Source organism: Streptomyces sp. NPDC059743 (genome assembly GCF_042732975.1).
Lineage (GTDB): Bacteria > Actinomycetota > Actinomycetes > Streptomycetales > Streptomycetaceae > Streptomyces.
Window position 1 is genome coordinate 20917 of record NZ_JBHWGS010000033.1, and the last position, 21882, is coordinate 42798.

General features: G+C 70.1%; 20 protein-coding genes and 2 tRNA genes. 9 read left to right on the forward strand and 13 right to left on the reverse strand.

Annotation, left to right across the window (positions count from 1 at the left end):
• Positions 1-3 precede the first annotated feature (3 nt).
• From ACFV6H_RS37225 to ACFV6H_RS37260, 8 genes are all read right to left on the reverse strand, one after another.
• The gene (locus ACFV6H_RS37225) at positions 4-2610 is read right to left on the reverse strand and encodes an ATP-binding protein (RefSeq protein ID WP_385551241.1); all 2607 of its coding nucleotides are present in this window, start codon (positions 2608-2610) and stop codon (positions 4-6) included.
• A 39-nt stretch (positions 2611-2649) separates the two neighbouring features.
• A complete protein-coding gene (locus ACFV6H_RS37230) occupies positions 2650-3225 on the reverse strand; it encodes a hypothetical protein (protein ID WP_385551243.1) in 576 nt (191 codons plus the stop codon).
• Positions 3222-3557 (reverse strand): hypothetical protein, encoded by a 336-nt coding sequence (locus ACFV6H_RS37235; protein WP_311301204.1) that lies wholly within the window; start codon positions 3555-3557, stop codon positions 3222-3224. The genes ACFV6H_RS37230 and ACFV6H_RS37235 overlap by 4 nt, the downstream gene beginning before the upstream one ends.
• Before the next feature lie 16 nt (positions 3558-3573).
• Positions 3574-4695 carry a conjugal transfer protein gene (locus ACFV6H_RS37240; RefSeq protein ID WP_385551245.1) on the reverse strand — a complete coding sequence of 374 codons (1122 nt, stop codon included), beginning with the start codon at positions 4693-4695 and terminating at the stop codon, positions 3574-3576.
• A complete protein-coding gene (locus tag ACFV6H_RS37245) occupies positions 4692-4970 on the reverse strand; it encodes a hypothetical protein (protein ID WP_385551247.1) in 279 nt (92 codons plus the stop codon). The genes ACFV6H_RS37240 and ACFV6H_RS37245 overlap by 4 nt, the downstream gene beginning before the upstream one ends.
• Before the next feature lie 153 nt (positions 4971-5123).
• On the reverse strand, positions 5124-6074 hold the full coding sequence (locus tag ACFV6H_RS37250) for a hypothetical protein (protein WP_385551249.1): 951 nt from the start codon (positions 6072-6074) through the stop codon (positions 5124-5126).
• A 1496-nt stretch (positions 6075-7570) separates the two neighbouring features.
• Positions 7571-9076: a hypothetical protein gene (locus tag ACFV6H_RS37255; protein ID WP_385551277.1), complete on the reverse strand. Its 1506-nt coding sequence runs from the start codon at positions 9074-9076 to the stop codon at positions 7571-7573.
• A gap of 1112 nt (positions 9077-10188) precedes the next feature.
• Positions 10189-10920 carry a GntR family transcriptional regulator gene (locus tag ACFV6H_RS37260; RefSeq protein WP_385551251.1) on the reverse strand — a complete coding sequence of 244 codons (732 nt, stop codon included), beginning with the start codon at positions 10918-10920 and terminating at the stop codon, positions 10189-10191.
• A gap of 167 nt (positions 10921-11087) precedes the next feature.
• Between ACFV6H_RS37260 and ACFV6H_RS37265 the strand changes: the two genes are divergently transcribed.
• From ACFV6H_RS37265 to ACFV6H_RS37305, 9 genes are all read left to right on the forward strand, one after another.
• Positions 11088-11735, forward strand: a complete 648-nt coding sequence (locus tag ACFV6H_RS37265; RefSeq protein ID WP_385551253.1) for a WhiB family transcriptional regulator — start codon at positions 11088-11090, stop codon at positions 11733-11735.
• Positions 11732-12106, forward strand: a complete 375-nt coding sequence (locus ACFV6H_RS37270; protein ID WP_385551255.1) for a hypothetical protein — start codon at positions 11732-11734, stop codon at positions 12104-12106. Before ACFV6H_RS37265 ends, ACFV6H_RS37270 begins: the two co-directional genes overlap by 4 nt.
• Positions 12103-13650 (forward strand): DUF2637 domain-containing protein, encoded by a 1548-nt coding sequence (locus ACFV6H_RS37275; protein WP_385551257.1) that lies wholly within the window; start codon positions 12103-12105, stop codon positions 13648-13650. The genes ACFV6H_RS37270 and ACFV6H_RS37275 overlap by 4 nt, the downstream gene beginning before the upstream one ends.
• A gap of 220 nt (positions 13651-13870) precedes the next feature.
• Positions 13871-14896: a hypothetical protein gene (locus ACFV6H_RS37280; protein WP_385551259.1), complete on the forward strand. Its 1026-nt coding sequence runs from the start codon at positions 13871-13873 to the stop codon at positions 14894-14896.
• Positions 14897-14907: 11 nt separating this feature from the next.
• Positions 14908-15387 (forward strand): hypothetical protein, encoded by a 480-nt coding sequence (locus ACFV6H_RS37285; protein WP_385551261.1) that lies wholly within the window; start codon positions 14908-14910, stop codon positions 15385-15387.
• Between the two features lie 331 nt (positions 15388-15718).
• Positions 15719-16348, forward strand: coding sequence for a hypothetical protein (locus ACFV6H_RS37290; protein ID WP_385551263.1), 630 nt, complete (start codon positions 15719-15721; stop codon positions 16346-16348).
• Between the two features lie 337 nt (positions 16349-16685).
• Complete coding sequence (locus ACFV6H_RS37295; RefSeq protein ID WP_385551265.1) at positions 16686-17249, forward strand: hypothetical protein; 564 nt, start codon at positions 16686-16688, stop codon at positions 17247-17249.
• Positions 17250-17282: 33 nt separating this feature from the next.
• Positions 17283-17912: a hypothetical protein gene (locus ACFV6H_RS37300; RefSeq protein WP_385551267.1), complete on the forward strand. Its 630-nt coding sequence runs from the start codon at positions 17283-17285 to the stop codon at positions 17910-17912.
• Between the two features lie 298 nt (positions 17913-18210).
• Positions 18211-18603: a hypothetical protein gene (locus tag ACFV6H_RS37305; protein WP_385551269.1), complete on the forward strand. Its 393-nt coding sequence runs from the start codon at positions 18211-18213 to the stop codon at positions 18601-18603.
• 1477 nt (positions 18604-20080) lie between these two features.
• On the opposite strand, the gene ACFV6H_RS37310 is transcribed toward ACFV6H_RS37305, so the two are convergent.
• The 5 genes from ACFV6H_RS37310 to ACFV6H_RS37330 all read right to left on the reverse strand — a co-directional run bounded on the left by ACFV6H_RS37310 (position 20081) and on the right by ACFV6H_RS37330 (position 21692).
• On the reverse strand, positions 20081-20608 hold the full coding sequence (locus tag ACFV6H_RS37310; RefSeq protein WP_385551271.1) for a hypothetical protein: 528 nt from the start codon (positions 20606-20608) through the stop codon (positions 20081-20083).
• Positions 20609-20683: 75 nt separating this feature from the next.
• Positions 20684-20929, reverse strand: coding sequence for a hypothetical protein (locus tag ACFV6H_RS37315; RefSeq protein ID WP_385551273.1), 246 nt, complete (start codon positions 20927-20929; stop codon positions 20684-20686).
• A 102-nt stretch (positions 20930-21031) separates the two neighbouring features.
• Positions 21032-21104 (reverse strand) — tRNA-Ile (locus ACFV6H_RS37320).
• A 191-nt stretch (positions 21105-21295) separates the two neighbouring features.
• Positions 21296-21574 (reverse strand): hypothetical protein, encoded by a 279-nt coding sequence (locus ACFV6H_RS37325; RefSeq protein WP_385551275.1) that lies wholly within the window; start codon positions 21572-21574, stop codon positions 21296-21298.
• Positions 21575-21615: 41 nt separating this feature from the next.
• Positions 21616-21692 (reverse strand) — tRNA-Arg (locus ACFV6H_RS37330).
• Positions 21693-21882 lie beyond the last annotated feature (190 nt).

Here is a 21882-nt window from a genome sequence, read left to right on the forward strand (position 1 = left end):
GGCTCATATCAGCGCTCCGTCCGCGGATGCGGCGAGTTCTGCCACCTCGTCGACTTCGTCGTCGCTCTGGCCGGGGGTGGTGTAGATCGCCGCGGCTACGTCCTCGTCCGCCGGCACGAGGACCTTGAGACCGGCGATCCGCTTGCGGAGATCTCGGTAGAGGCACTCGCCGGCCCGCAGGCCGCGCTCGGCGTCGCTGACGTTGAGCGGGCTGAGGTTCTCGGTGATGACCTTGAGCATTTCGCTGTCGGCGGGGTCGAGGTCCAAGAACTCCAGGCAGCGGGCCGCGAGTGCCTTGCCCCGGTGCCGGAAGACGAAGATGTGGGACAGCAACGCCCGGATCTTGTCCCCGAGTTCGTTCTTCGGGCCGATGTCGTACGGGTCGTGGCTGCCCGCGAAAGCTCCGGCGTTGTGCTTGCGGCCGTCGGCGATCATCTCCAGCAGGAGGCTGGAGCCCTCGGCTGACGAGGTGAGCCACCAGCACTCGTCGAGGAAGACGCCGGCGAACTCGCTCGGATCGGCGAACGCTATCTCCCTGCAGAGGGCCGTCATCAGGTACATCAGCCGCCAGCCGAACCGCTTCTCCACCTCCAGCGAGCCGAGCCGGTGTTCGGACAGCTCCTCCTTGGTGGGCAGGCCCAGCCGGTCGACGGCGAAGACGATGGAGTCGGCCGCCGTGATCCGTACGACGGGTAGCGAGGCGTCGAAGATGACGCGGCCGAGGTCCTTCTTCGCCAGCGAGCGCAGCTTGCGGACGAGTTCGGAGGCGGCGGCCCGCACTGCGGCATCGTTCGGCTCGTCGGGATCCGGGGTCTGGGCCCGCTCGGCGAGGGTGCTGATGAGTGAGGTCATGCTGGGCTTGGGCCCCAGGCGGGTCCCCTCGATCGCTTCGGCGAGCGTGATGCCCTCGACGCTCATGGAGCCGATGTCGAGGAGCGGGGTGAGGAAGGACTCGGTGTAGCGGGCGGCGCGCGGGCCGCGGAAGACGCGCAGGGGGTCCAGGCTGACGCCGGCGTTCTCGTCGACGTTGATGATCTGCGTGGTGCCCGGGCAGGCGCTCGCGAACCGCGACCACTCCTGCTGCGGGGTCCGGTCGATGACCAGGGCGCGGCCGCGGGAGTTCCTCTGTCCGGTCCGGTGACCGGTGGTGAGGATGGAGTACATCGCGCACTTCATCGCCACCGACTTGCCGGAACCGAGCTCGCCGACGAACGCGGCGCTCGCGCTGGCGTTGACGCGCGGTCCGTGGGAGAAGTCGACGAGAACGGGGCGGACGCCGCCGCCGTTGAGCTGGAGGCCGAAGAGGCTGCCGGCGTCGTCACCGAGACCGGCGCCGCAGAAGGGCATGCTCATCGCGAAGTCTCTGGCCAGGAGGAACTGCGTGTAGTCGAGCATCGGCTTGGGCGTCTTGGTGCCCGGGAGCATGCCGTGGAAGAGCGCGACCTGATCGCCGGTGGGCCGCACCAGGGTGTAGTCGTTGCCGCCGAAGTGGTTGGCCAGGGAGGTGGCCTTCTCGTCGGCCTCCTCGGCGGTGGTGCCCCATACACAGGTGGCGACGGTTGCCCGGATCTCTACCTCGGTCGAGGAAGCGGTGAGACGGTCCCGGTACTCGTCCAGGGCGAAGCTCGCCTTGTCGAGGGAGGCTGGCACGCCGGAGGTCTCGCCGTCGTACTCGCCTCTTTGATGGGCGAGCTCGCGCTGCTGGCGCCGGCTCTTGGGTTCGGCCTTGGAACCGGACTCCACGTGCAGGCGGACAGCCCAGTCGACGGGGAAGTTGAAGTCGTCGAGCGCGGCGAGGTACTCACTGCCCGGGAACCGGAAGGCCTCCGGCATCTCGGACAGTACGCAGAAGGCCTGGTAGCTGTCGCCGAACTCGGAGGTGGCGCGCAGGTACCGGCGCTTGAAGGGATTGGTCGGGCCCTTGGAGGGACGGTTGCCGCGGCCGCCTTCGTCGAGAATGACCTGGGTGTGGGCGGTCACGGTGTGGCCGCGGCCGCGCAGCGCTCGCGGGGCGCCGTCCTCGGGGAGCAGGGGTTCGCTCAGGCCACGGCGGGCGCTGTGCCCGTAGATCCACAGGATCTCGGCCTCGGTGGCCGGCCGCATCTTGATGCCGGAGGGCCAGCCGGCGGCCAGTCGGGTGGCCTGCTCCAGCCGCTGGCGCTCCTCCGCCACGGATATCGGTCCGACCGGCAGGCCCAGCGTCCCCATCACCTCGGCCTGCAGGGAGGTGGCGACCGCGCGGGCGCTCTGCTTGAAGTCGAGGTGGGCCAGGGGGACGGCCAGGAAGTCCACACGACCGGTCAGCTCGAGGTCCTGGAGCTGGTCGAGGATCTTCAGCGACAGGTCGACGTACTCGGGGGACTGGTCGAGGTCGACGCCGGCGGTCATGCGGGTCACGACCGACGCGGCGTCGACGCTCGGGCACAGGCTCAGCAGGAGCGCCTCACCTCGCAGCGACTTGAACAGCGCCTCCAGCGAGTCAAGGCGTTCCCGCTTCGTCGACTTGCTGGCGTGCGTGTAGTTCTCGGTGTCGACGCGCCAGACCGCCCACACGCTGGCGGCGGTGGTCCAGATCAGGTGGCCGCTGATGTGCCGGACGGGCAGACGCATGTCGTTTCTGCTTTCTGTGCTGGTGCGATGGAGCGGCGATCAGTGCTCGTCGAGTGACGCGAGGAGGGCCTGGAGGCCGGTCTTCGGCTGCTGCGCACGACCGGCCTGGGGAACGGGCGGAGTCGTGACCGGCGCTGGGGCGACCGACCGGGCCCGCTTCGCCGGGAGCCGCTTCGCTTCCGGCGCTGGCGCAGTCTCGATGGCGGGCCGGGCGCTGCTGCGGATGCGGACCGTGCAGGTGGCGGAGGCGAGCCGGGGGCGGACGACCCGCATCGGCTTGCCGGCGAGCCGCCCCTGCGCCGGGGTGGAGGAGTAGATGAACAGGCTCCGGACCGCCCGGGCCGGATCGCGTCCGTCAAGCCGCGCGTAGCGCAGCACCCAGGCCAGCCCCCAGGGCAGCAGGACCATCAGCAGGAAGTTCATGACGCCGAAGTGCGCCCACAGGTCCTTGGTCATCACGAGGAGACCGAAGGTCAGCACCATCGTCATGACCTGGGTGATCGTGTACGGCCCTCCCGGGAGCCGGCCGGCTCCCGGGAGCTTGCCGATGACCAGCGGATGCCGGCGGGCCCGCGTGTATGAGTGCCCAATCAGCTCTTCCTCCGAGGCGCTCACGACAGCCGCCAGCCCTCACCCGTCAGCGCGGGGGAGTCGCTCGCGACCTGCACCACGGAGACCGAGGCCGCACTGTCGTCGATCTCGGATCCGACCTTGGTCTTGAGGATCGCGAGGTTGCTGATGCCCCACAGCACGAGAGCGGCCAGGACGAAGGCGACGAGGGTGCCGACCCAGGACCGGGTCTTCCACCACGCGGTCAGCACGGCGATGATCGCCATGACGCCTGCCGCGGTGAGCACCAGGGTGCGGACCTGTCCCAGCTTGAGGTTGGCCCAGTCCATGAGGTCGCCGGCGAGGACGACGTGGTCCGGGTTGGAGAGCGTGTGCATGAACGATTCCTCTTTCTTAGGAGCTCGAAGCCGTGGGCGTGTCCGCCGCGGCATCGGGATCAGCGGTGGTGTGAGGCGCCGCAGAGGGCGCGCTGCTCGCGCTGATGGCCGGGGCGTCGTCGACGGAGGCGACCTCCCACCGGCCGGCGCGGGACTTGAGGGTGAGCGCGTAGCTCAGCGAGGCGGTGTTGCCCGCTTGGTCCGTGGCGTCGACGTCCACCAGCTGGTGGAGCTCCGTCCCGTCAGCGGGAACCTTCTGCTGCTCGGCGCTGGTGGAGTCGTCCTGAACGCCGGTGAGCTTGACCGCCGAGTACGGGGCGGGGCTGATGGCCTGCAGACGCACGCCGGGGGAGGTGTACCGATCGAGCTCGACCGCCCCGGTGAGGTAGGCGGACAGGAATCCCTCCGCCGTCTCGACCGCTGGATCGGCGCTGCTCGTCCCGCGGTCGGACTCGTACACCAAGGCGCCCGGCTTGAGCGATGCCGGAGCGGCCACCTGCGCCGGCAAGGACGTCGCCGCATAACCAGCCGGCGCCGCCGCGGACTTCGAGGCGCCGCCGGCGGCCGCGGGACCTGCGGCCTGGACGCCGACGCGGAAGTACTGCACCCCCAGCGAGCGGGCCTTGCCGTTCACGTCCTTCGCGGTGACGTCGGCAGCCACGGTGATCGACCAGTAGCCGGGCTGGATCTCGCGGGAGGCGATCACCGTGGACCGGGTCGCTTCCCGTGAACCGGGCTTGACCGACAGCACGATCGAACCCGAGTAGTACGGCGCCAGGTCCCGCTCGGTGCCCTGTCCGGCCTCCAGGTAGGCGGCGACGAACAGGCTCGCGAAACCGGCCGGGCCGGTCGCCGACGCCGGCATCGAGGCGGCGGCCGGCTTCGCGACCCCCTGCGCCGGAGATGAGGAACCGAGAAGGGCCACGGCACCGAAGACGGGGCCCGAGACGATCAGCGCCCACACACCGACGCGGGTCAGGCGTGCGACTCCCGACATCTGCGCGGTGCTCGTCTTCCAGCCGGTTTCGTCAGGCTCAGTAGGCGGGACCTCCTGCGGAGCCTGGACGTCCTCGGCCCACTCGTCCGCCTCGACGAGCTGCTGCTTGTCCGCCTTGCGCTGGCGGCGCCCGCGCTTCACGAAGCCCTCCGAACGGCCTGGGCCGTCAGCACCGTCGAGATCCGCTCCTTGAGCTCGTCGGGCGTACGCGCCAGCAGGACGTCCCACGACGCGAGGGCGGCCTCCGACTCCCTGTCGAGGAAGGTCCGCATCCGGGCGTGCAGCTCGCGGTCCATGGGCCGGCTCACCAAAGAGGCGGCGATCTGGGTCAGGTGGAGCGAGGCACGCGCCACCCGCGCCTCGTCGGCGTCGAGGAACTGCCGGCCGGTGTCGGCTGGGGACGAAGTCGTGGTCACGTCGGTTCTCCCGGGATCGAGATCGGAGATTGGGGGTCTGCGGTGGGTCTGCTGGGTTCTCGGTTGCTACAGGTGTCGAGGTGCGTCGCGGTGTGACACTTCGGCGCAGGTTTTTTCGAGCGGCTCATCTGCGCCCGGATGCCGGGCGGGAGCTCAGGCCGCGGCGAGGTACTGAGCGAGATCGGTGCTGGTGCGAAGAGTCCGGACGGCGCGGCTGGCGTGCTGCCGCAGCAGTGCGCCTTGGGGACCCATGGCCCGCGTGGTCATGTGCTCCTGGTCGGGGCGGGCGGAGGCGGAGAGGTAATAGCGGGCGATGCGCTGGGCTTCGACGGCCTTCAATGCCCCGATCTCCACCGCCCACAGCAGGAGTTCGAGCACCTCGGTGCGGGCCTCGTGGCGGGCCAGGGCGGGTTCGTCGGCATCGACGAGCTCCAGCTGCGCTGCCCGCAGGAGCAGGTCGGCGAGCTCAACCGTGTCGTGCGGGGTCTCCGGGTCCTCGCTCGCCACCACGTGGGCGAAGCGGGTGTACTCCTCGGCTTCGGCGAGCGGCGCGACGCCGGCTGCCAGCTCCTGCACCTCTTCCACCGGGTCGATGTAGGCGGCGAGGGTGCGACGGGCCAGAGCGAGGGTGTCCAGCGCCATGTTGTTGAAGATGCGGTGCGGGCGCCGGTCCAGGGGGTAGGTCCGCACTACCTCGAAGGCGGCGCCGAACACCGCCGCGCACACGTCGTCCCACGGCAGCCCGGTCCGCCTCTGGGTCTTGGCCATCAAGATCGCCTTGGGCAGGAGGATCCGGACGGCTATCCGCCATGCGAGGTCCCCGTCGAAGCCACCGGAGGCCGCGCGCTCGACGAGCAGGCGCATCACGCCGTCGTGGCTGTCGGTGTCACCACGGCGGTGGTGGTCGGCGATGGTGGCGACCACATCCTGCGGGCAGGCGGCGCCGGCGAGTTCCGGGTGCTGCTCCGCCCACTGCCCGACGCGGTCGGCGGCGCGCAGGTCCGCGCAGAGCACGTCCCAGTCGCGGTTCATCGAGCTGATCGTGGTGTAGCGGAGCACGGACTCGGAGGAGTCGAGCACCGGGGTGATCTGAGTGGTGGCCACGTCCGTGTCCGTCCTTTCGCGTCATCCGGTCTGGATGGCGCTCACACTCCTGACACCCCCCTTGTCCGCGGTCTGTCGGCGATGGCCACGGCCGGCGGTCCAGGGGAAACCGCTGCGCACCGGCCGTCCGCCAGCGCGGACAAGGGGTCGGAGGTCAAGGGGTGAGGGAGGCGGACAAGAGCCCGGACAAGGGGGCCGTGCCGATGAATGTCATCGCCGGCCGGTGACGCTCATCGGCTGCGTCACCCGATGCGATGAACCTCGGGGGCGCGGGGCCGGCTGCATCGCATGAACCGGGTACACCGGGCCGACAGCGGAGGGGCGGACCGTGGATTCATCGCATCGGGTCGCGACGTCCCGTGCGTCCGCGGGTGAATCCGACCCGGCGGACGCACACCGGTGTGCGGCCGTCGCCGGTCTCCTTCATCGGGATCTGACCGGGGTGCGCGAGAGCATGCTGGTGAACCTCGGCTCCCTGCGGAGGGCGGACCCCACTTGGATTCCGGGGGACCGGCTGGGGCCGCCCGGCCGGCTTCAGTCGTCGCTCCGTTCGGGCTGGAGTCTGGGGCGAAGCCGGCCGCCCATCCGGCGCCCGCCCTCTCCGTGCCGGCAGCGTTTCCCCTGGACCACGGGCGCGGTCCAGGGGAAACGCACTGCTCTCGCGCCCTGGTCAAGGGGTAGGCGCCGAGGGTGGACCAGGGGTGCGAGCCCGGGCAGGGGCCCTTGGTCAAGGGGTAGGCGCGATCGGTGGCCACGCCAGCGTCGCCGGGCAGAAACGGGTCCGAACGGGGAGACACTCGCAAGGCCCCCGACCGCAGAAGGCGCTCGGCGGCCCGCGCGATGAGCCGCATTGCCCCGGTCGCGCACCGCCCCGCAGTGCACCTCATCGCTTCCGTTCATCGGGGGAGCACAGGACGACGCGTTCGCGGAGCCGTTCATCGCACTGGTGCGCGGATGCGGTTCACTGCGATGCAGTGCAGCGTTGAGCGATGAAGTTCATCGGACTGCCGTGCACCGATCTCGTTGGCTCCCATCGTGAATCCGCATCGAGTGAATCGGCTGAGGCGATCACCGGGGAACTCGATGTAGTTCACTCCCCGCTCGATGTACTTCGCTCACTGGCCGCAGGACGGGGATGAGCGGGTGAGCGGTCCGGCGCAGCGTGAGTCGGAGCGGCCTCCAGCAAACGGCGACCAGCGCCCAGCCGGCGCCCGTGGCTGTAACCGAGAACCCAGTCAAGGCCGAACCCAGGGGAATCTGCGGGAGCGGCACCTGGCCCAGGGGGAGCGGCTCTGTCCCGGGAACTGGTCAAGGGGTTCGCGGGAGAAGCGTCCGGAGAAAGCCCCGGGGTGAGGGAAAGGCTCGGTGCGGCTCAGCCGAGGAACCCGTCGGAGACGAGCGCCCGCCACAGGATCGGAGGTGCGAGGCATCGCGCACGATGCGCGGGGATGAGCCCTGCGAACACCGAGTCCGTATCGGCGATACCAGACCGCGCCTCACGATGCGACGCACTGCAACCGGCGGGTCCGGCACCTTACGCACAGGCCGGCTGCTCCGAGTGCCGGGCGCGAACACCCGGCTCCGTCCCATCCGGCGCACGTTTCGACGTGGTCCGGTGCGGTCTGGATGAGCGCGAGCACACCGGCATCCTCGGTCCGGCACAGCGGGCACAACCCGTCATCGAGCGCCCGCTTCACGTGCAGGATGCGGCATCCGCACCTGCGGCAGTCGCTGCGAGGAACCGGCGGAGCGACCGGTGACCGCGGTGGCTCGACGAGCGGCTCGGCACGCCGGGACTGGTCCGGTGCGCCGTCGCGACGGCGGTCCTGAACGATCTCTTCGCACACCGAGCAGCGGCGCCCGCTGCTCCACAGCACGCCGGCTTCGCAGTCGAAGATTCCGCAGCCCCAGGAGGGAAGGGCGACCCCCAACAGCCACCGGCCGGGGTCGAGGACGTCATCGGTCATGGTGCGGGCGTAGCGGTCGATGAGGCGTTGGCGCAGGCGGTCGTCGGCGATGCCGGTACGCAGCTGGCGACCGACCTCGCGGGCGATGCGCCGCTGCATGTAGACGTTGGCGCGCTGGTAGAGCCAGCGCACCGGCTCGAGCACCGCGTGCACCCGAGCGCTGATGGTGAGCGGTGGTCCGGAGTACGTCCGGTGTCGGTGGGAGGAGGGGGGATTTTCATCCGCGCGAAGCGCGAGCCGCCCTGGCGCTCGGGGCTCCGGAGGCTGTTCGACGGCGTTTTCCACAGCTTCACCTACCTGTACTTCGCCTACGGCGGGTGAGAAGAGCGCGCGTTCGTCATCAGGTCGGTCAGTCTTAGGTTCTTCCTTGTACGCGAGCGATCCCGCATCAGCTGCGGAACCCGATCCCTCACCAGCACCAGGGGTCGTCTGGTCCTGGTCGTGCTGTCCACCGGAGGCTGGCCGGACGTCCGGAAGGATGTCGTGGGCGGTGAAGTGGTGGCGTCCGCGGGTGCCCGCCCTGCGGTCAACGGTGATCCATCGTGCGGCTTCCAGAGCGTCGACGATCTCTCCGGCGGCCGCGGTCGTCAGCGGCTGGCCGGCCTTGCGCCCGCTGTGGTGGTGCACTGCTCCCGCGATCTCCGATTCGGTCAGCGGGATTCCCTGGGCCTGGGCGTACGCGATCAGTGCGTAGACCCGCAGTTGCCGAGGGGTGAGGTCCTCGGCGGCAGCCACCGGGATCCAGACGAAGCCCTCTGTCGCGGTGACGGGCCGGGTACGGCGCACTGCTGATGTCCCGCATCCGCCGGGCAGGGAGCGGCGCACCGAGGAGAGTTCGACGACGCCGTCGGGACCGGGCCGGGTCAGCTGGGTCATGCCGCGTTCGACAGAGGCCTTGGACAGGCCCAGGTAGTCCGCGATCGTCGCGGTGGCGGCCGTGCAGCCCTGCGGGCGGGAGGCCAAGGCGCCGATCTTGACGTACACGCTCACCGCGACGTCGGCGTACTGCCGTGTGGTGATCAGGCGCAAGGGCACCTTCACCCGCTGGCGCCGGGGAGGGCGCGCGGCCGCGTCCGTCGGCGGCGGTTCGGTGGATCGGGGTACGGCTGATGTGCTGGGCACGCTGCTCCTGGCGCACCGACGCCGCTGGGCGGGGTCACGGTGCGCTGGGTCTCGGCGGCGCCCCGGGTACGGGGGCCGAGTCTGGGGTCTGACTGGCCGGTGGCCTCGGACGGAAGCGGAGGATCAGGTCCTTCGGTTCCTACGGGTGTCGAAAATCCCGGCGGTGTGACAGTTGAGCCGGGGAAATCGCCGACGAGTCTGTGACCAGCAGGTCAAGGGGGCGGCGGGCGCCCGGACAGACCCCTTGACCTCGAGCGGACGTGTCCGCCTCACCGGTCTGCGGATCACCGCGGCGGTGGGTGGGGGCACCGCGCCCTGCGCGGGCCGTGGCCCGCCTTGCCTCCAGCCGCTGTGGCCGGGCATGCAGAAGCCCACACGCAGTGGCGGGAAGATCACGTACGAGCGAAAGATGGCCGGGAACACCGGGTTGAGGGGGCGTCCGAGCTGACAAAGGGCATGGGTGTACTGCAAGATGGACCCCGTTCTCCCGGGTTGCCTCGGGAAACGACGAACCCCCGATGGGGGGGATTGCTGCTGGAGGGCAGTGATCGCCGGACCAACTGGTCTGGCCTTCGCTCGGACGAGTTGCTATCTCGTCGGAGCGGTGACGGCCGGCAGAGGAGCTGCTAACTCCGAAGCCGGTGGGGAGGGCGAGGAGCGACCTTTGCTAGAGGCGCCCGCCCGGGATTTCTACGACATGATCGAGTCCCCCCTCCGGGGGCAGACCGGCCCCCCGGGCATGTGCTGGGGCAGCACCCACGACAGGGCCGCGCACGCCGCGCGGAGACGGCTCGGCGTCGGCCGCGGCAAGCGGGTGCACATCATGGGAGAACCGCCTTCTCGGTTCATCGGGTCCTGGCCCGCCGCTGTCGGCTGAGGTCCCGAGGGTGAGGCGTAGTGGATCAAGCGGATGCCACCCTATCCCTTGGATAGGGCGGTGCACACGCATTGTGCGAGCTGTCGCGAGGCCTTCTGTGACAGCCTGAACAACCGCCATAAAATGGGCCAGTTGAGCACTAGTCGAATCAAACAGTGCTCTGCGTAAGGATTGTCACCCTATCCGCCCGAACTACTGTCACAAGATACGAGTTCGGTCGCTCTTCCATGAATCCGACTCTTCGGACTTCGAGGACTGTTGCGTTGCGCCCGGCGCGGAGGAGTTCGCCCTCCTCGGGGCTCGCCGACCGCGCGGACCACTGGCTGGTGTGCCCCGTCTCCTGCGCCTCGGCGCCCGCGGGGAACGGGGCTCCGGCGACGCCCTGGCCACTAGGCGCCGTGGTCGGCTTCGCGGTGAGCAGCGTCTGCAGCGCCCACGGTGCGCCCGCGTGCAGCAGCACCGCCTCGCGGGCGAAGAGGGAGGTGTGCGGTGCGAGGCTGAGTGCCTCGGAAGCCCGGCGGTCGACCCTGCGGCCCCCGACCTTAAGGAATTCGTAGGCCGAGTCCTCCGCCTGTTCGGGCGCGAGGAGGCCGTCACCCGTCAGCCGGGCTTCCATGAGCGGTGCCGGCTGCAAGACCCGGGCTCGCCGCCGCGGCGCCATCTCGACGAGCCCTTCGGACTCGAGCACCTTCAGGGCCTGGCCCATCGTGTTCTGTGCGACGTCGTACTTCTCCGCCAACTCCCGCTGCCCCGGCAGCCTCTCCCCGGCGGCGAAGGTGCCGTTCAGGATGTCGGCGCGCAGTGCCGCCGCAGCCTGTTCGTGCGGGTGATGGGACGTCATGCCCACATCTTGCCGCACCAGCCAGAGCTCTCCGCCCAAGATGATCCACCTCTTCCTTGACGTGATCCGTTCCGGCATGCATTATCTGACTCAACTGACGCAAGTCAGTTAAGTCAGATGGGGCGTGTAAATGCAAGCGGCCTCCAGGGCTGGTTCCCCCGGAGACCGCAGCGCCCCATCCCATCCGTCACAGGAGGACAGAACGCATGAACGCCATGATGACAGCTCACCCACCGGCCCGGGACCAGCTCCCTGACCAGGGTGAAACCGACATCGCGCAGTACGTCGCCAGCGCCGAAACGATCGACGCACTCGCCGCCGGCGGCTACCTCGTCCGCCGCGACGGGCACCTCATCGCCCGCGAGCTGCGCGCCCCGCAACTGCGGCGCGCCCTCATGCACTCGGTCTGCAACGCGACCCAGCCGGACGTCGACGACTTCTACCAGGGGGACGGCGAGCCGGCGGCCGACTGGCGCCGGCGCCGGACCAGGACGGTCCGCAGCCACTGCTCCGTGTGCCCGGTCCGCGCCGCGTGCGCGGAACTCGCCCTCCGCGACGGGGACACCCAGGGCGTCCGCGGCGGCCTGGCACCCGAGAAGCTCCAGCGCCGACTGCTGAAGGAGGCACCGCGCCTGGAGCAGGCCCGCACCCGCGACCAGAGCGCCGCACTGCGACGGCAGAAGCGCATCGAGGCGGCCGCAGAGGTACAGCGGCTCGCGCGCCAGTACCTCGCCGGATCGGTACGAGCCGACAAGCGAGAGAAGAACCGCGAGGCGATCGGGGAGGCAGTGCGTCGCCGCGACCGGCTGGTCGCCGAGCACCGCCTCGCCGCCGGCTGGACGGAGGCGGCATGAGCTTTCGCACCCTCGCCGCGCTCCTGGCCCGGACACTGCGACGTTCCGCAGCCGCAGATGCCCCCGGGCATCAGGACGCTGCCGGCCAGCATCACGCCGCCCGCGCCCGCGGCCTCAACCGTGCCCTGATCAGCCATCTCGCGCGTCGCGACGAGGCCGTCTTACTGCCCGTCCTCGTCCGGGCCGACGGGAACCTCCCACCCACCCATCCGCTCACCGTGCTGCTCTTGGCCCGACTCTGCCAGGTCACCGCCGAGCGCGACGCCTACCGGGCCTGGGTCACCGCAGATCCGGTACCGCCCACCGATCAGCAGCTGCGCGCCGCCGCCGCCGAGGCGGCCGGCTTCGTCGCCAGGAGGGATTCTCCGTGACGCTCGACCTCGTCCCCCGCGGCTCAGCCGCTCTCGAACTGCTCGGCAGCTGGCAGTTCGTCGCGGGCGCCCTGGTCCTCACCCTCGGACCCGCGATCGCCCTCCACCGGCGCCGCCTCGCCCTGGTCGCGCTGACCGACGCCGAGCGGACGGCTGCAGCCGACTCCCGCGGCCGTCGGATCGAGGACCTGCTCACGGTCGTCATCGCCGCGGCCGCCGCCGCCCTGTCGGCAACCGGCCTGCGCCGCGTCGGCCACTACCAGATGGGCCTGCAGGATCCCTTCGACCTCCTGCCGTTCGTCGCCCTCGACGTCGCCGCCATGGTCTGCGGCCGCCGAGCGCGCCGCCGAGCCCGCTCGGGGGACGGCCCCGGTCTGTCCGGCGCCCTGTTCTGGGTGCTCGCCGGCATCAGCTCCGTCTTCTCCGCCGCTGAGGCGGACTCGCTGCTCGGCTCCGCAGTCCGCGCGGTATGGCCGGTCCTCGCGGCCGTCCTGTGGGAGATCGGCTCCCTCGAGGAACGCCGCGCAGCCCGCAGTACGGGCGGACGTCCGGACCGCCGCATCGCCCTGGTGCGTCTGTTCCATCCCGTGGAACTCTTCCGCGTCGCGCTGCTCCTCGCCGCCCGCCAGGACCTCACCCAGGAAGAAGCCACCGCCGAGGTCCGCATCTCCAGAGCTGCATACCGCTGGTACCGGCTGCGCCGCGCCCAGGACGCGGTCAAGACGGCCGGCCGCAGGACACGCTGGGCATGCCGCCTGGCCGAGATGCATGCCGACGCGCGGGCCCAGGATGCCAGTGAGCGCGCGGGATGTGTCGACACCCGTGTTCTGGAACAGGTCGTCGCCCGACTGCAGCTGCGGGTGCGCCAAGCGGACTGGGCCGGGATGAACCTCCGCACGGCCACCGCGTTCGAGCAGATGCGCGGCACCCTGATCGGCGTCATCCCGACCATCACGCCACAGTCCGAGCCACCCCATCCCGCGCCCGCATCCCCACTACAGCAGACCGAAAACGCGCAGGCTGAAGCCGGGATGGGGCCCGGGGACAGGAAGCCGGAAACCTCCCAGGACCAAGGCTCGCCCTCCTCCGACCCGGGCGCCGAGACCGAACAGGATGGCCACGGCAACACCACCCGCAAGACCGACCAACAGGTCATGGCCGACTTCCTGAAGATCGTGCCGCGCCGGGATGACGGCACCTTCGACTGGGGCATCAACCGGTGCGCCGAGGCCATCGGGATCGGCAACAACCGGGCGCGACGGTTCCTCAACACCCAGCACGACTGGCTTCCCAGCGCCCTCAAGGCCCAGGCCGGCCACGAAGAGAACCTCCCCGACCACTACGACGAGGCCCTCGCCGTAGCCAACGGCTCCCCGCCGGCCCCGGCACGCTCCCCGCTCCTGCCCGCCGAACTCCCGCCGGCCGCCCAGCCGCCCCTCGACGACATCCTCCTCGACCCGGGCATGGGTGACGGCTACGCACAACGCGGCAGCGGCCTTCTGGTCCCGGCCACCGCCGGCGCCGAGCAGCACTCCCTGACCTGACGCCCCGCTGCGCAGGGCGCCCCAGGCAGCCCGCGAGCACGATCGTGAGGACTACACCCATGCCCGCGACCTTCGACGAGCACGTCAACGAAGCCCTCGCCCTCATCGCCCCGGCCCGAGGCGAAGCCCGCCGCCGGCCGCAGCCGGCCCGCACCCGGCAGGGAGGGAGGCCCCACCTGACCCTGGTCCGTCGGCCCGCCCTCCAGGGCGGAGAACGGCGATGAGCAACTCCCGCTCCGCGCGCGGCCACCACCGCGGCTTGGCCGGGCGCACACGACGGGCCGCCGCAAAAGGACAGGAAAAGACCCGAGCGGTGGGGCCGGACGAGAAGCTGATCCGACGGATGCTCGACAAGGTCGGCGCCCGTCCGGTCGGACACGCCGAGCCCCCCGCCGACGTCGGCCCGCCTCCCCCCGCGGCCCCACCCACCCGGCAGCCACGCCCCGTTGCGCCAGCCCCCGACTGGCCGCCCACCAGCACCCGTCGGCAAATCTCAGCCACCGGCGCCGGCCGCCTGCCCCCACCAGGCCGCACCATCGTGCTCACCGGAGACCGCGACGAGGCTGGCAGCACGGCGCCGGCTCCCGAAACCGAGGACAAGACCGCGGCCACGGCCGGCCCTCGCGCCGCCGACCCCGACAGCCTGGTTGAGGACTACCGGTCAGAGGAGCGTTCGCAGAGAGGGAGCGCCCCCGCCGCGACGACCGGGCCGACGGAGTCTGCCCGCGTACGCAAGTCCCCGGCCCAACGCGCGCTCAACGCTGCAGACGACCCCAACCTGCGGATCCTTGCCTTCAACGGCACCGCGGCAGCGGTCGGATACCTCACGCCCCTCGTCGAGGTCTTCGGCCGGTTCCTGCCGTACGCCGACCAGGCAGCCCGCGGAGTCTTCGCCCTGCTGCTCGCTGCGGCCGGCGCGGGGATCGGCTGGCGTGCCACTGGCTACCCGGCCGTGAAGAAGGTGTTCGGCGACACCACGCCCTTCGTCCGCCTGAGCGGCACCGCCGGCCTTGCCGAGCTCGGCCGCCGCCTGGCACCCCTGCCGGTCAACTGGCTGAACAGCAAAGGAGCCGACCACGGCCTCGGTGCCAACGCCGTCTCCCTCGTCCTGACCGCGCTTGGCATCTGCGGCGGCCTGTGGTGGTTCATCGACCGTCGCACCCGCCGGTGGCACTGGACCGCCCGCTGGCTCCTGCGCGTCCCCCTCGCCTCCGCCCTGCTGGCCTGCGCCCTCTACACCACCTGAAAGGCCCCGTTGTGCACGCGCTCCTGGCCGCCGTTCCCGCTGCCGTCCCCGGCATCGACCGCGGCAAGATCCTCGGCACCATCTACGTCGTCGGCATCGCTGCCCCGGCCACCATCTGCTTCATCGCCGGCCTCCGCGGCAGCGACACCATCAAGATCGACAACAAGAAGAAGGCGATGTGGTGGGGCATCGTCGTCGGCAATCTGTGGGTCGCCGCCGGCGGCACGCTCGCTGACGTCGCCAACGGGCTCGGCGACGTCAGCAAAGGTGTCCTCGGCGGCTCCGAACTCTGGGGCTCTGCACCCGGCCTGGGAGGCGTCGGCTTGATCCTCGTCGCCTGCGCCTGGGCACCCAAGTGGAAGCGCATGGTGTGGCCTGCGATGTTCGGCCTGTCCACCGGCGTGCTCATGGCCGAAGCCGGGGGCCTGTGGGGTGTCGTCGCGAACATCATCCGGATGCTCCTGGCCGTCGTCGTCACCAAGGGCACCTGACATGAGCATCCGCGACGAGGTGCTGACTCCCTTCCGGGGACTGCCGCGCGATATCCGCCGCGGCAGTCCGGTCCTGCTCCGACACATCACCCGCGGCCTTCGAGCGGGCCTTCGAAATGCCCTCCGCGCTCTCCGCGGAACGGGCATCACGGCGCCCGCTCCGGCATCCCCGCCGAGTACGGAACCCGCAGACCCGGTCCCACAGGAGCGAGCCAAGGAGGACGGCGTGCAGCGGCAAGTCCCGCAGGGGCCGGCCAACCGGCCCTGGACAAGGGGCAAGCAGACCCCCGCGGCCCCCGGCTCCGGCCCGACCGCTGCTGAGGAAGGCAGCGTGGCGGACCTCGCCGAGGCCGTCATCATCGGCTTCCTGTGCCTGGCCCTCGCAGTCACCTTCCTCGGGATGCTGCTCGGTTACCTCGGCCGCCTCCTCGCCCCTTACCGATGGGGCATCGGCTTCATCCTGGCGGCCGCCTGGTGCATCGCGTCCGCCATCGCCGCACCGCAGGGCGCAAGCGCAAGAACCTCTGCCGAAGAGAGCGGCGAGGCTACCACCGAAAACGATCATGAAATGTCGGCGGGGGAGGAGTCCCCCGTGCCCAGCACGCCGTGGGAAGTGGTCCGCGACTACGTCGAGGGAGCCGTCGCGGCCGGCGCCGCCGGCTTCGCCGACGCCAAAGGCAGGGGCGCACGCGTCGACGACCTCCTGCTCGGCCTGCAGGGCGAAGGCCTCGCCAGCGCAGGGTGGGACAGGAAAGCGGCGATCACCTTCCTGGAGGGCGCCGGCATCACCGTGCGGGAGCAGATGAAGTTCCGTCTCGCCGGCCGCCAGAAGAACCACCCCGGTGTGCACATCGATGACCTCGCCGACAACCTCGGTCACCGACCCCGCCTCCCTGCCCACCTGGTCCCCGACATCACCCCGCAGCCGGCCCCTCGCAACGCACCGCCCGCCACCCGCTGACACCCCGCGTTCGGCCCGGCCCCGGGGCCCCGTGCCGGTCCTGATCGGGCGGTCGGCGCCGGCCGGATGCAGGGGAGTGGCGAGACCCCTCCCCTCCCCCGGCCCGCGAGGCCGACGGTTGCCTACTACCTACTGCCTACCTACTGCTCCTACCTGCTGGACCGGGCGTCCGCGAACGACGCGCCGGCCGGATCCGACGGACCCTAAGCGTTGCCTAACTCGATAAATACTTGTACTGTGAGGATCGCCGGAAGAAATTCCGAGGTCCCTGTCACACGCAGCTCGCGCAGCGCACCTGTAGCAGACGAGCGCACCCACACATCTCAGGAGCCCCGCTGTGTCCCACGCCCGCACCATGCTGATCGCCACCGCCGCCGCGACGGCCGCTCTCCTTCTCACCGGCTGCGCTGACCAGCCTGTCAAGCACGGCGAGGTCATCAGCAAGCACGAACACCCCGAGGGGTGGGTGCCGGTCTACAAGGACATCTACCGCGAGACGAACTGCCGCACCATCACAACCAGCGCCTTCACCATGTCGCTCTCCCGCACCACAAGTGGGACCAGCGGCGGCAAGTCGCTCACGTCCGGCGGAAGGTCCGGCACGTCGTCCACCTCATCCGGCAGCACAGGCAAGGCGCCCACCTCCGGTGGCTCGACCGGCGGGAAGTCCCTGACCTCCGGTGGCTCGACCGGCGGAGCGAACCCGGGTACGTCCGGCACTACTTCGGGCGGATCCCACTCGTCGACGCGCTGCGACAAGAAGCTCGTGGGCCGGAAGAAGACCGGCCAGCGGTGGCAGTCCGGCAAGTGGGAGCTCAAGCTCCGCGACGGCGACCGCACGGGCTGGATCGAGGTCACACACACCAAGTACCTCACGGTCGACCTCCACGACCACATCTGAGTCCGGCACCTGAATCACGAAGGGACCCAGACCGTGGACCACCAGACCACCAACCCCTACGAGTACATCACCAAGGCCCAGCTCGACCCCGACCCGGAATCACCGTGGATCGGCCAGACCGTCCACGGTCCCCATCGCACCCGGTACGTCGTTCAGCGCGTCTACCGAACCCCTTTCGGCGCAGACGTCGCACTGTGCCTCGAAGAGCACTACAAGGCACTCCGGCTGGAACCCACCGACATGCTCTCCACGCCCCAGCGTCCCGCCGCCCGTCGCACGGCCTACCTCCGCAACTACCGGCGCCTGCTCGACCTTCACGGGCTCGTCGGCGAAGGGAAGGCCACACCACGGACTCATCGCGCCATCGCGCGCCGCTCCGCTTTCTGGGAGCAGTTCCTCTATGCCCGTATCTACGTTGAGGCCGCCCTCCTGGAGCAGGTGAACAACGGCGACCGACTCGTCACCACCAACGGCGTACAGATGACCGTGCTCGACGCCGACGCCACGCGCTGTCCGCTCAAGGGATGGCGCACCCACATGCGAGTTGAGATCGCCCCCGAACGCCGAGACCTGGCCGACCGCTGGAACTGGGACCAAGGACAGACGAACTACTTCATCCCGCACGAAGGGTGGGGACTGCTCCCCACCCTCGACCTGGTCTGACGCCACAGGAGCTCCGTTGAACCGCGCCCCAGCACGCTACCCCCGACATGCCGGCGACCCGCTACCCAGGGACCAGTTACTCCACCCCGAACACCCACAACGAAGAACCGGACTTGAGGCCGCGCTCACCCCTGAGCGCGGCCTCTCCCCTCTCCCGAGGAACCTCCATCGCTGCCCGCAGGGGGCCCAGGCCGGCACACCACGCGACAGCGAAGCCGACGCGACTCCTCGGCGGCCAGAACCCAGCCGGCGAGCCGCACGCACCTGCGGCTCCCCACCACCCGCAAAGCCCAGCCCCTTGGCCACCCAGCCTGAACACGGCATCACCGCCTACCGGATCGAACGCCCTTTCATTGGCCAGCTGATCCTCCAAGCCACACGGGCCAGTTACCAGCTTCTCGTCGCACCGGAGCACTGCCCCGACAGCCAACTCGTCCCCGGACCCGGCGCAGCTGCTTCCGCCGGCCACGCCCTGCGCCGACTTGACGAACGGCCCGCCCTCAAGGACGTCCGCGCCCGCGCCTACCTCCCGGACCCCTATCGTGACCTGGACGACCTGGACGACCTGGACGACCTGGACGACCTGGACGACCTGGACGACCAGGACGACCAGGACGACCAGGACGACGAGACCGACGGCCCCCGCCCTGCGGACCGCCCAGGGGATGCGTCGGCGACGGCGAAGTGCTGAGTGTCCTCACCGGGGAATCACACAGTGGCGGTATCTACGTTCCGGTCCACCAGGAGCCGGCCGGATGCCTTAGTTCCGCCGAATCCGAGCGCGCCCCGGACTGCTCCACCTGCGGCGGGCACGAGTACACCTACCAGCGCGACCTGTGCCTGGACGTCCGCCTCCCGGACGTACCCACGCCAACTGACCGAACCCGAGCTGTCCGTGCCCGAGGTCGAACCGGTGTGACTCGCTCCCACCCATCGAGCACCGAGATTCCGCACCGCGTCGACCCGTCGCTCGGGAGTGATCCGCCCTTCTTTGTGGGCCCAGCCGAAAGCCACCGCGGGCCGCCAGATCCTGAGCCGCGCAGTTGGGCCGCACCTGCAGGGCGCGTCAGCCGCAGAGGCCGCGGCCCAAGCGACGCGCCGGCGGCCCCGTGTTCGGATGCCCCGGCCTGCGCGGCGAGGCCGCCGCCAGGCTCCGTCAATCCGCCGGCGAGAGGGAGATTTCTCCCCCCGGAGCCTTCCGGAGGAGAAATCTCCCTTCTACCCGTTCGCGCAGCCAAACCGGCTCCCGATGGGGAGATTTCTCCCCCTTGGGGTGGGGAGAAATCTCTCCCCCGGAGTCTCCGGAGTCCGGCCCCCTGAGGTACGGAGATTTCTCCCCTACCCCCGAACTGCCCCGGGGTGAGGGGAGAAATCTCTCCCCCCACCCCGGGAGCTACTTGCCCTACAACTTGCCCTACAACTTGCCGTTCAACCTGCTGTTCAACTGGCCTATCAACTTGCTCTACAACTTGCCTCACCCGCCCCGACGGGGTCGGAGAACCAGCACGTCAAAGGCGCGGACAAGGGGCGCCCAGCACGCCGACTACTTCTCTACGAGACCCCCAAGGGAAGTGAGGACATCAGCGAAGAGCAACGGGTGAGGAGATGAGGGAAGGAAGAGACGGGCAGGAGTCGGGCGGAGATCGGTAACGGCAAGTGCGGTGAGAGGAAGAGCAGACGAGCGGAGGAAGAGCAGAGGAGAGGAAGAAGAGCCGAACAACAGAAGGACCGAGCGAACAGAACAGCACGTAGGCGGGGAACAAGCAGAGGTGCCGAGGACGGATGCGGATCGGAAAGCCGGGCGCAGCGCGGCGACGCATACACGGAGCGGTCACCGAGGCGAAGCGGCGAAGGCCCGGGGCCAGCCTCCCGCGCCGGGGCGGGAGCGACCCGGCACGGGGGCGCTGCATAACTCGATAAAGCGGGCGGCCCCGCTCAGCGAGAGGCTGAGCGGGGCAGAGGGGGCGGGCGGCGGTCCTACTCGGCACGCCGGATCATCCGCAACGCGGCGGCCCGGCTGCTCGCGCTCAAGTGCTCCCGGGCGTGGATGCGTGCGGCCCGGACCCTCCGGAATTCGGCGGCTGCTGCCGCGTCCCCTTTCGCCGCGCGGGCGAGCAGAGCCACAAGTGGATCGGTGTTCACAGCATGTCCCTTCTGCGGGCGGGGGTTCAGATCTGCGGGTTGCCCTCGGTGGTCAGTACCAAATCCGTTCCCGAGGACGAGAGGCGAAGCCCGGCCACCTCCAGGGCGGCGACAACCTGCGCCCGCACGCCCCCCTCTTCCCACGGGGTGGAAGAAGCCTCTCGCTCCGCTTCGGTGGAGTACCACCACCACACGCTCACCTCGCTACCGGCAGTGTGGACGTAGACGCCGCTCCCCATCGGCTGCATCCACCGGGCCATCTGGACATCAGCGGCCCGGAGTACCTCCGCCACGGCCTTTCCGAGCCGCTCGTTGCCGTCGATTCTGGCGCGGTTCTCCGCCATGATTTCCTTCACGTCCGCTGCTGTGGCGGGCCGGTAGTGGCTGGTTCGGCCTGTCCGCTCGTACGTGATCGTGAGCGACCCGTCCGCGTGCCGCTCGGTCGGGTTGTGCTTGGCCTGAGCCTGGACGACGGGCGCTTTGCTGATGCCGCGTCCGCCCGTCGACCCCTTCCACTGGTACCAGGCCACGGCGAAGGCGGGGGAGTGCGTCATGGGAAAGCCTTTCGGTGCAGAGCGGGGAGAGGGAGGGCGGGCGCACCGTGGTCGCCCGCCCGGTGGAGCCGGTGATTACCACCAAAGCGGGGCCGGACTGGCGAACGGCTCACGGCCCGGCTGGCAGCCGTACGCGCTCGGTGCGAGCTTCCGCAGCGCGGCGAGTTCGCCATGCGTCCCGCACTCGACGCACGTTCCGCCGCGCTGATCGCCGTTGGCATCCAGGTCGCAGACTCGGATGAGGTGCGGACGGGTGAGGTGCGGCGTGGCCACTTCCGAGGTGATCAGGCCGGACGCGGTGGACGGAGCGGCTGTGGACATGCGATTTCCCCCAAGGGCGCAGCGAAGGGTTGATTGAGGCCGGCGGTTTCCCCTGCCCCACAAGAACTACAGTACATGAAATTATCGAGATATGCAACGCAGTTGCGCCGACGGGACTCGAACCCGCGACATCGCCCTTATAAGGGGCGCGCTCTACCAACTGAGCTACGGCGCATCAGCGGCCCGCCCATGCCACCCGCACGCGCCCGGAGCCCGTTGGACGGGCGTGGACGACATGGACGGAGCCGCGTTTCCCCGGCCGCAAGGTGCGGGCGGGAATGCCGCTCCCTGGCGGGTGCGGCTGCTCCCCCACGGCGGGAGAGATGTCGGACGGAGGGGCGGCCCACGCCGCCCCTCCGCGCCCACCTAGCGGCAGGTGGGGTCCTGCGGGACAACCGCGATCGATCCGTACTTCTCGTCACCGTGGTACAGGGTGTACACGCGGTTTCCGTGGTCGCACTTCGTGGAAGCGTTGGAGAATCCGTCGGGCATGGTGATGAGGTCGGCCCGCTCGTTGTTGGTGGTGCCGCGCGGCGCGTCCTTGAAAGGCTCCTGGTACTTGTCGCCGCATCCCGTCAGGATGACGGCACCGGCGACGGTGGCGAGGGTGACGATGGCCGTACGGCGCATGACGGACTTGCCCATAGCGATCTCCCGTGAGACTCGATGAGTTGGCGTGGTCGGGGTGGTGGTGTCGACGGGTTTCGAACCCGTGGCCTCGCCCTTCGCAGGGGCGCGCTCTGTCCAGCTGAGCTACGACACCGGGCGTTTCGGGGTGGCAGAAAAGCCGGCCCGTGGTGTCGCCCGACCTGCTGTAACTACAGTACATCTAAATATAGAGTTATGCAACGTTGAGCATGGGTGGGGGTCCGGCCCGGGGTGGGGGGTGCCCCGGGCCGGGGTCGGTGGGGTGGGGGTGTGGGGGGTGGCCCGGTCCCCGGGTTCCCCGGGTG

What these genes read in the sequence shown, in the direction of transcription:
- ACFV6H_RS37315 (WP_385551273.1), bottom strand. Translation starts at nt 20,929, where the DNA reads ATGTCCACAGCCGCTCCGTCCACCGCGTCCGGCCTGATCACCTCGGAA.
- ACFV6H_RS37225 (WP_385551241.1), bottom strand. Translation starts at nt 2,610, where the DNA reads ATGCGTCTGCCCGTCCGGCACATCAGCGGCCACCTGATCTGGACCACC.
- ACFV6H_RS37265 (WP_385551253.1), top strand. Translation starts at nt 11,088, where the DNA reads ATGAACGCCATGATGACAGCTCACCCACCGGCCCGGGACCAGCTCCCT.
- ACFV6H_RS37270 (WP_385551255.1), top strand. Translation starts at nt 11,732, where the DNA reads ATGAGCTTTCGCACCCTCGCCGCGCTCCTGGCCCGGACACTGCGACGT.
- ACFV6H_RS37235 (WP_311301204.1), bottom strand. Translation starts at nt 3,557, where the DNA reads ATGCACACGCTCTCCAACCCGGACCACGTCGTCCTCGCCGGCGACCTC.
- ACFV6H_RS37325 (WP_385551275.1), bottom strand. Translation starts at nt 21,574, where the DNA reads ATGGGCAAGTCCGTCATGCGCCGTACGGCCATCGTCACCCTCGCCACC.
- ACFV6H_RS37280 (WP_385551259.1), top strand. Translation starts at nt 13,871, where the DNA reads ATGAGCAACTCCCGCTCCGCGCGCGGCCACCACCGCGGCTTGGCCGGG.
- ACFV6H_RS37310 (WP_385551271.1), bottom strand. Translation starts at nt 20,608, where the DNA reads ATGACGCACTCCCCCGCCTTCGCCGTGGCCTGGTACCAGTGGAAGGGG.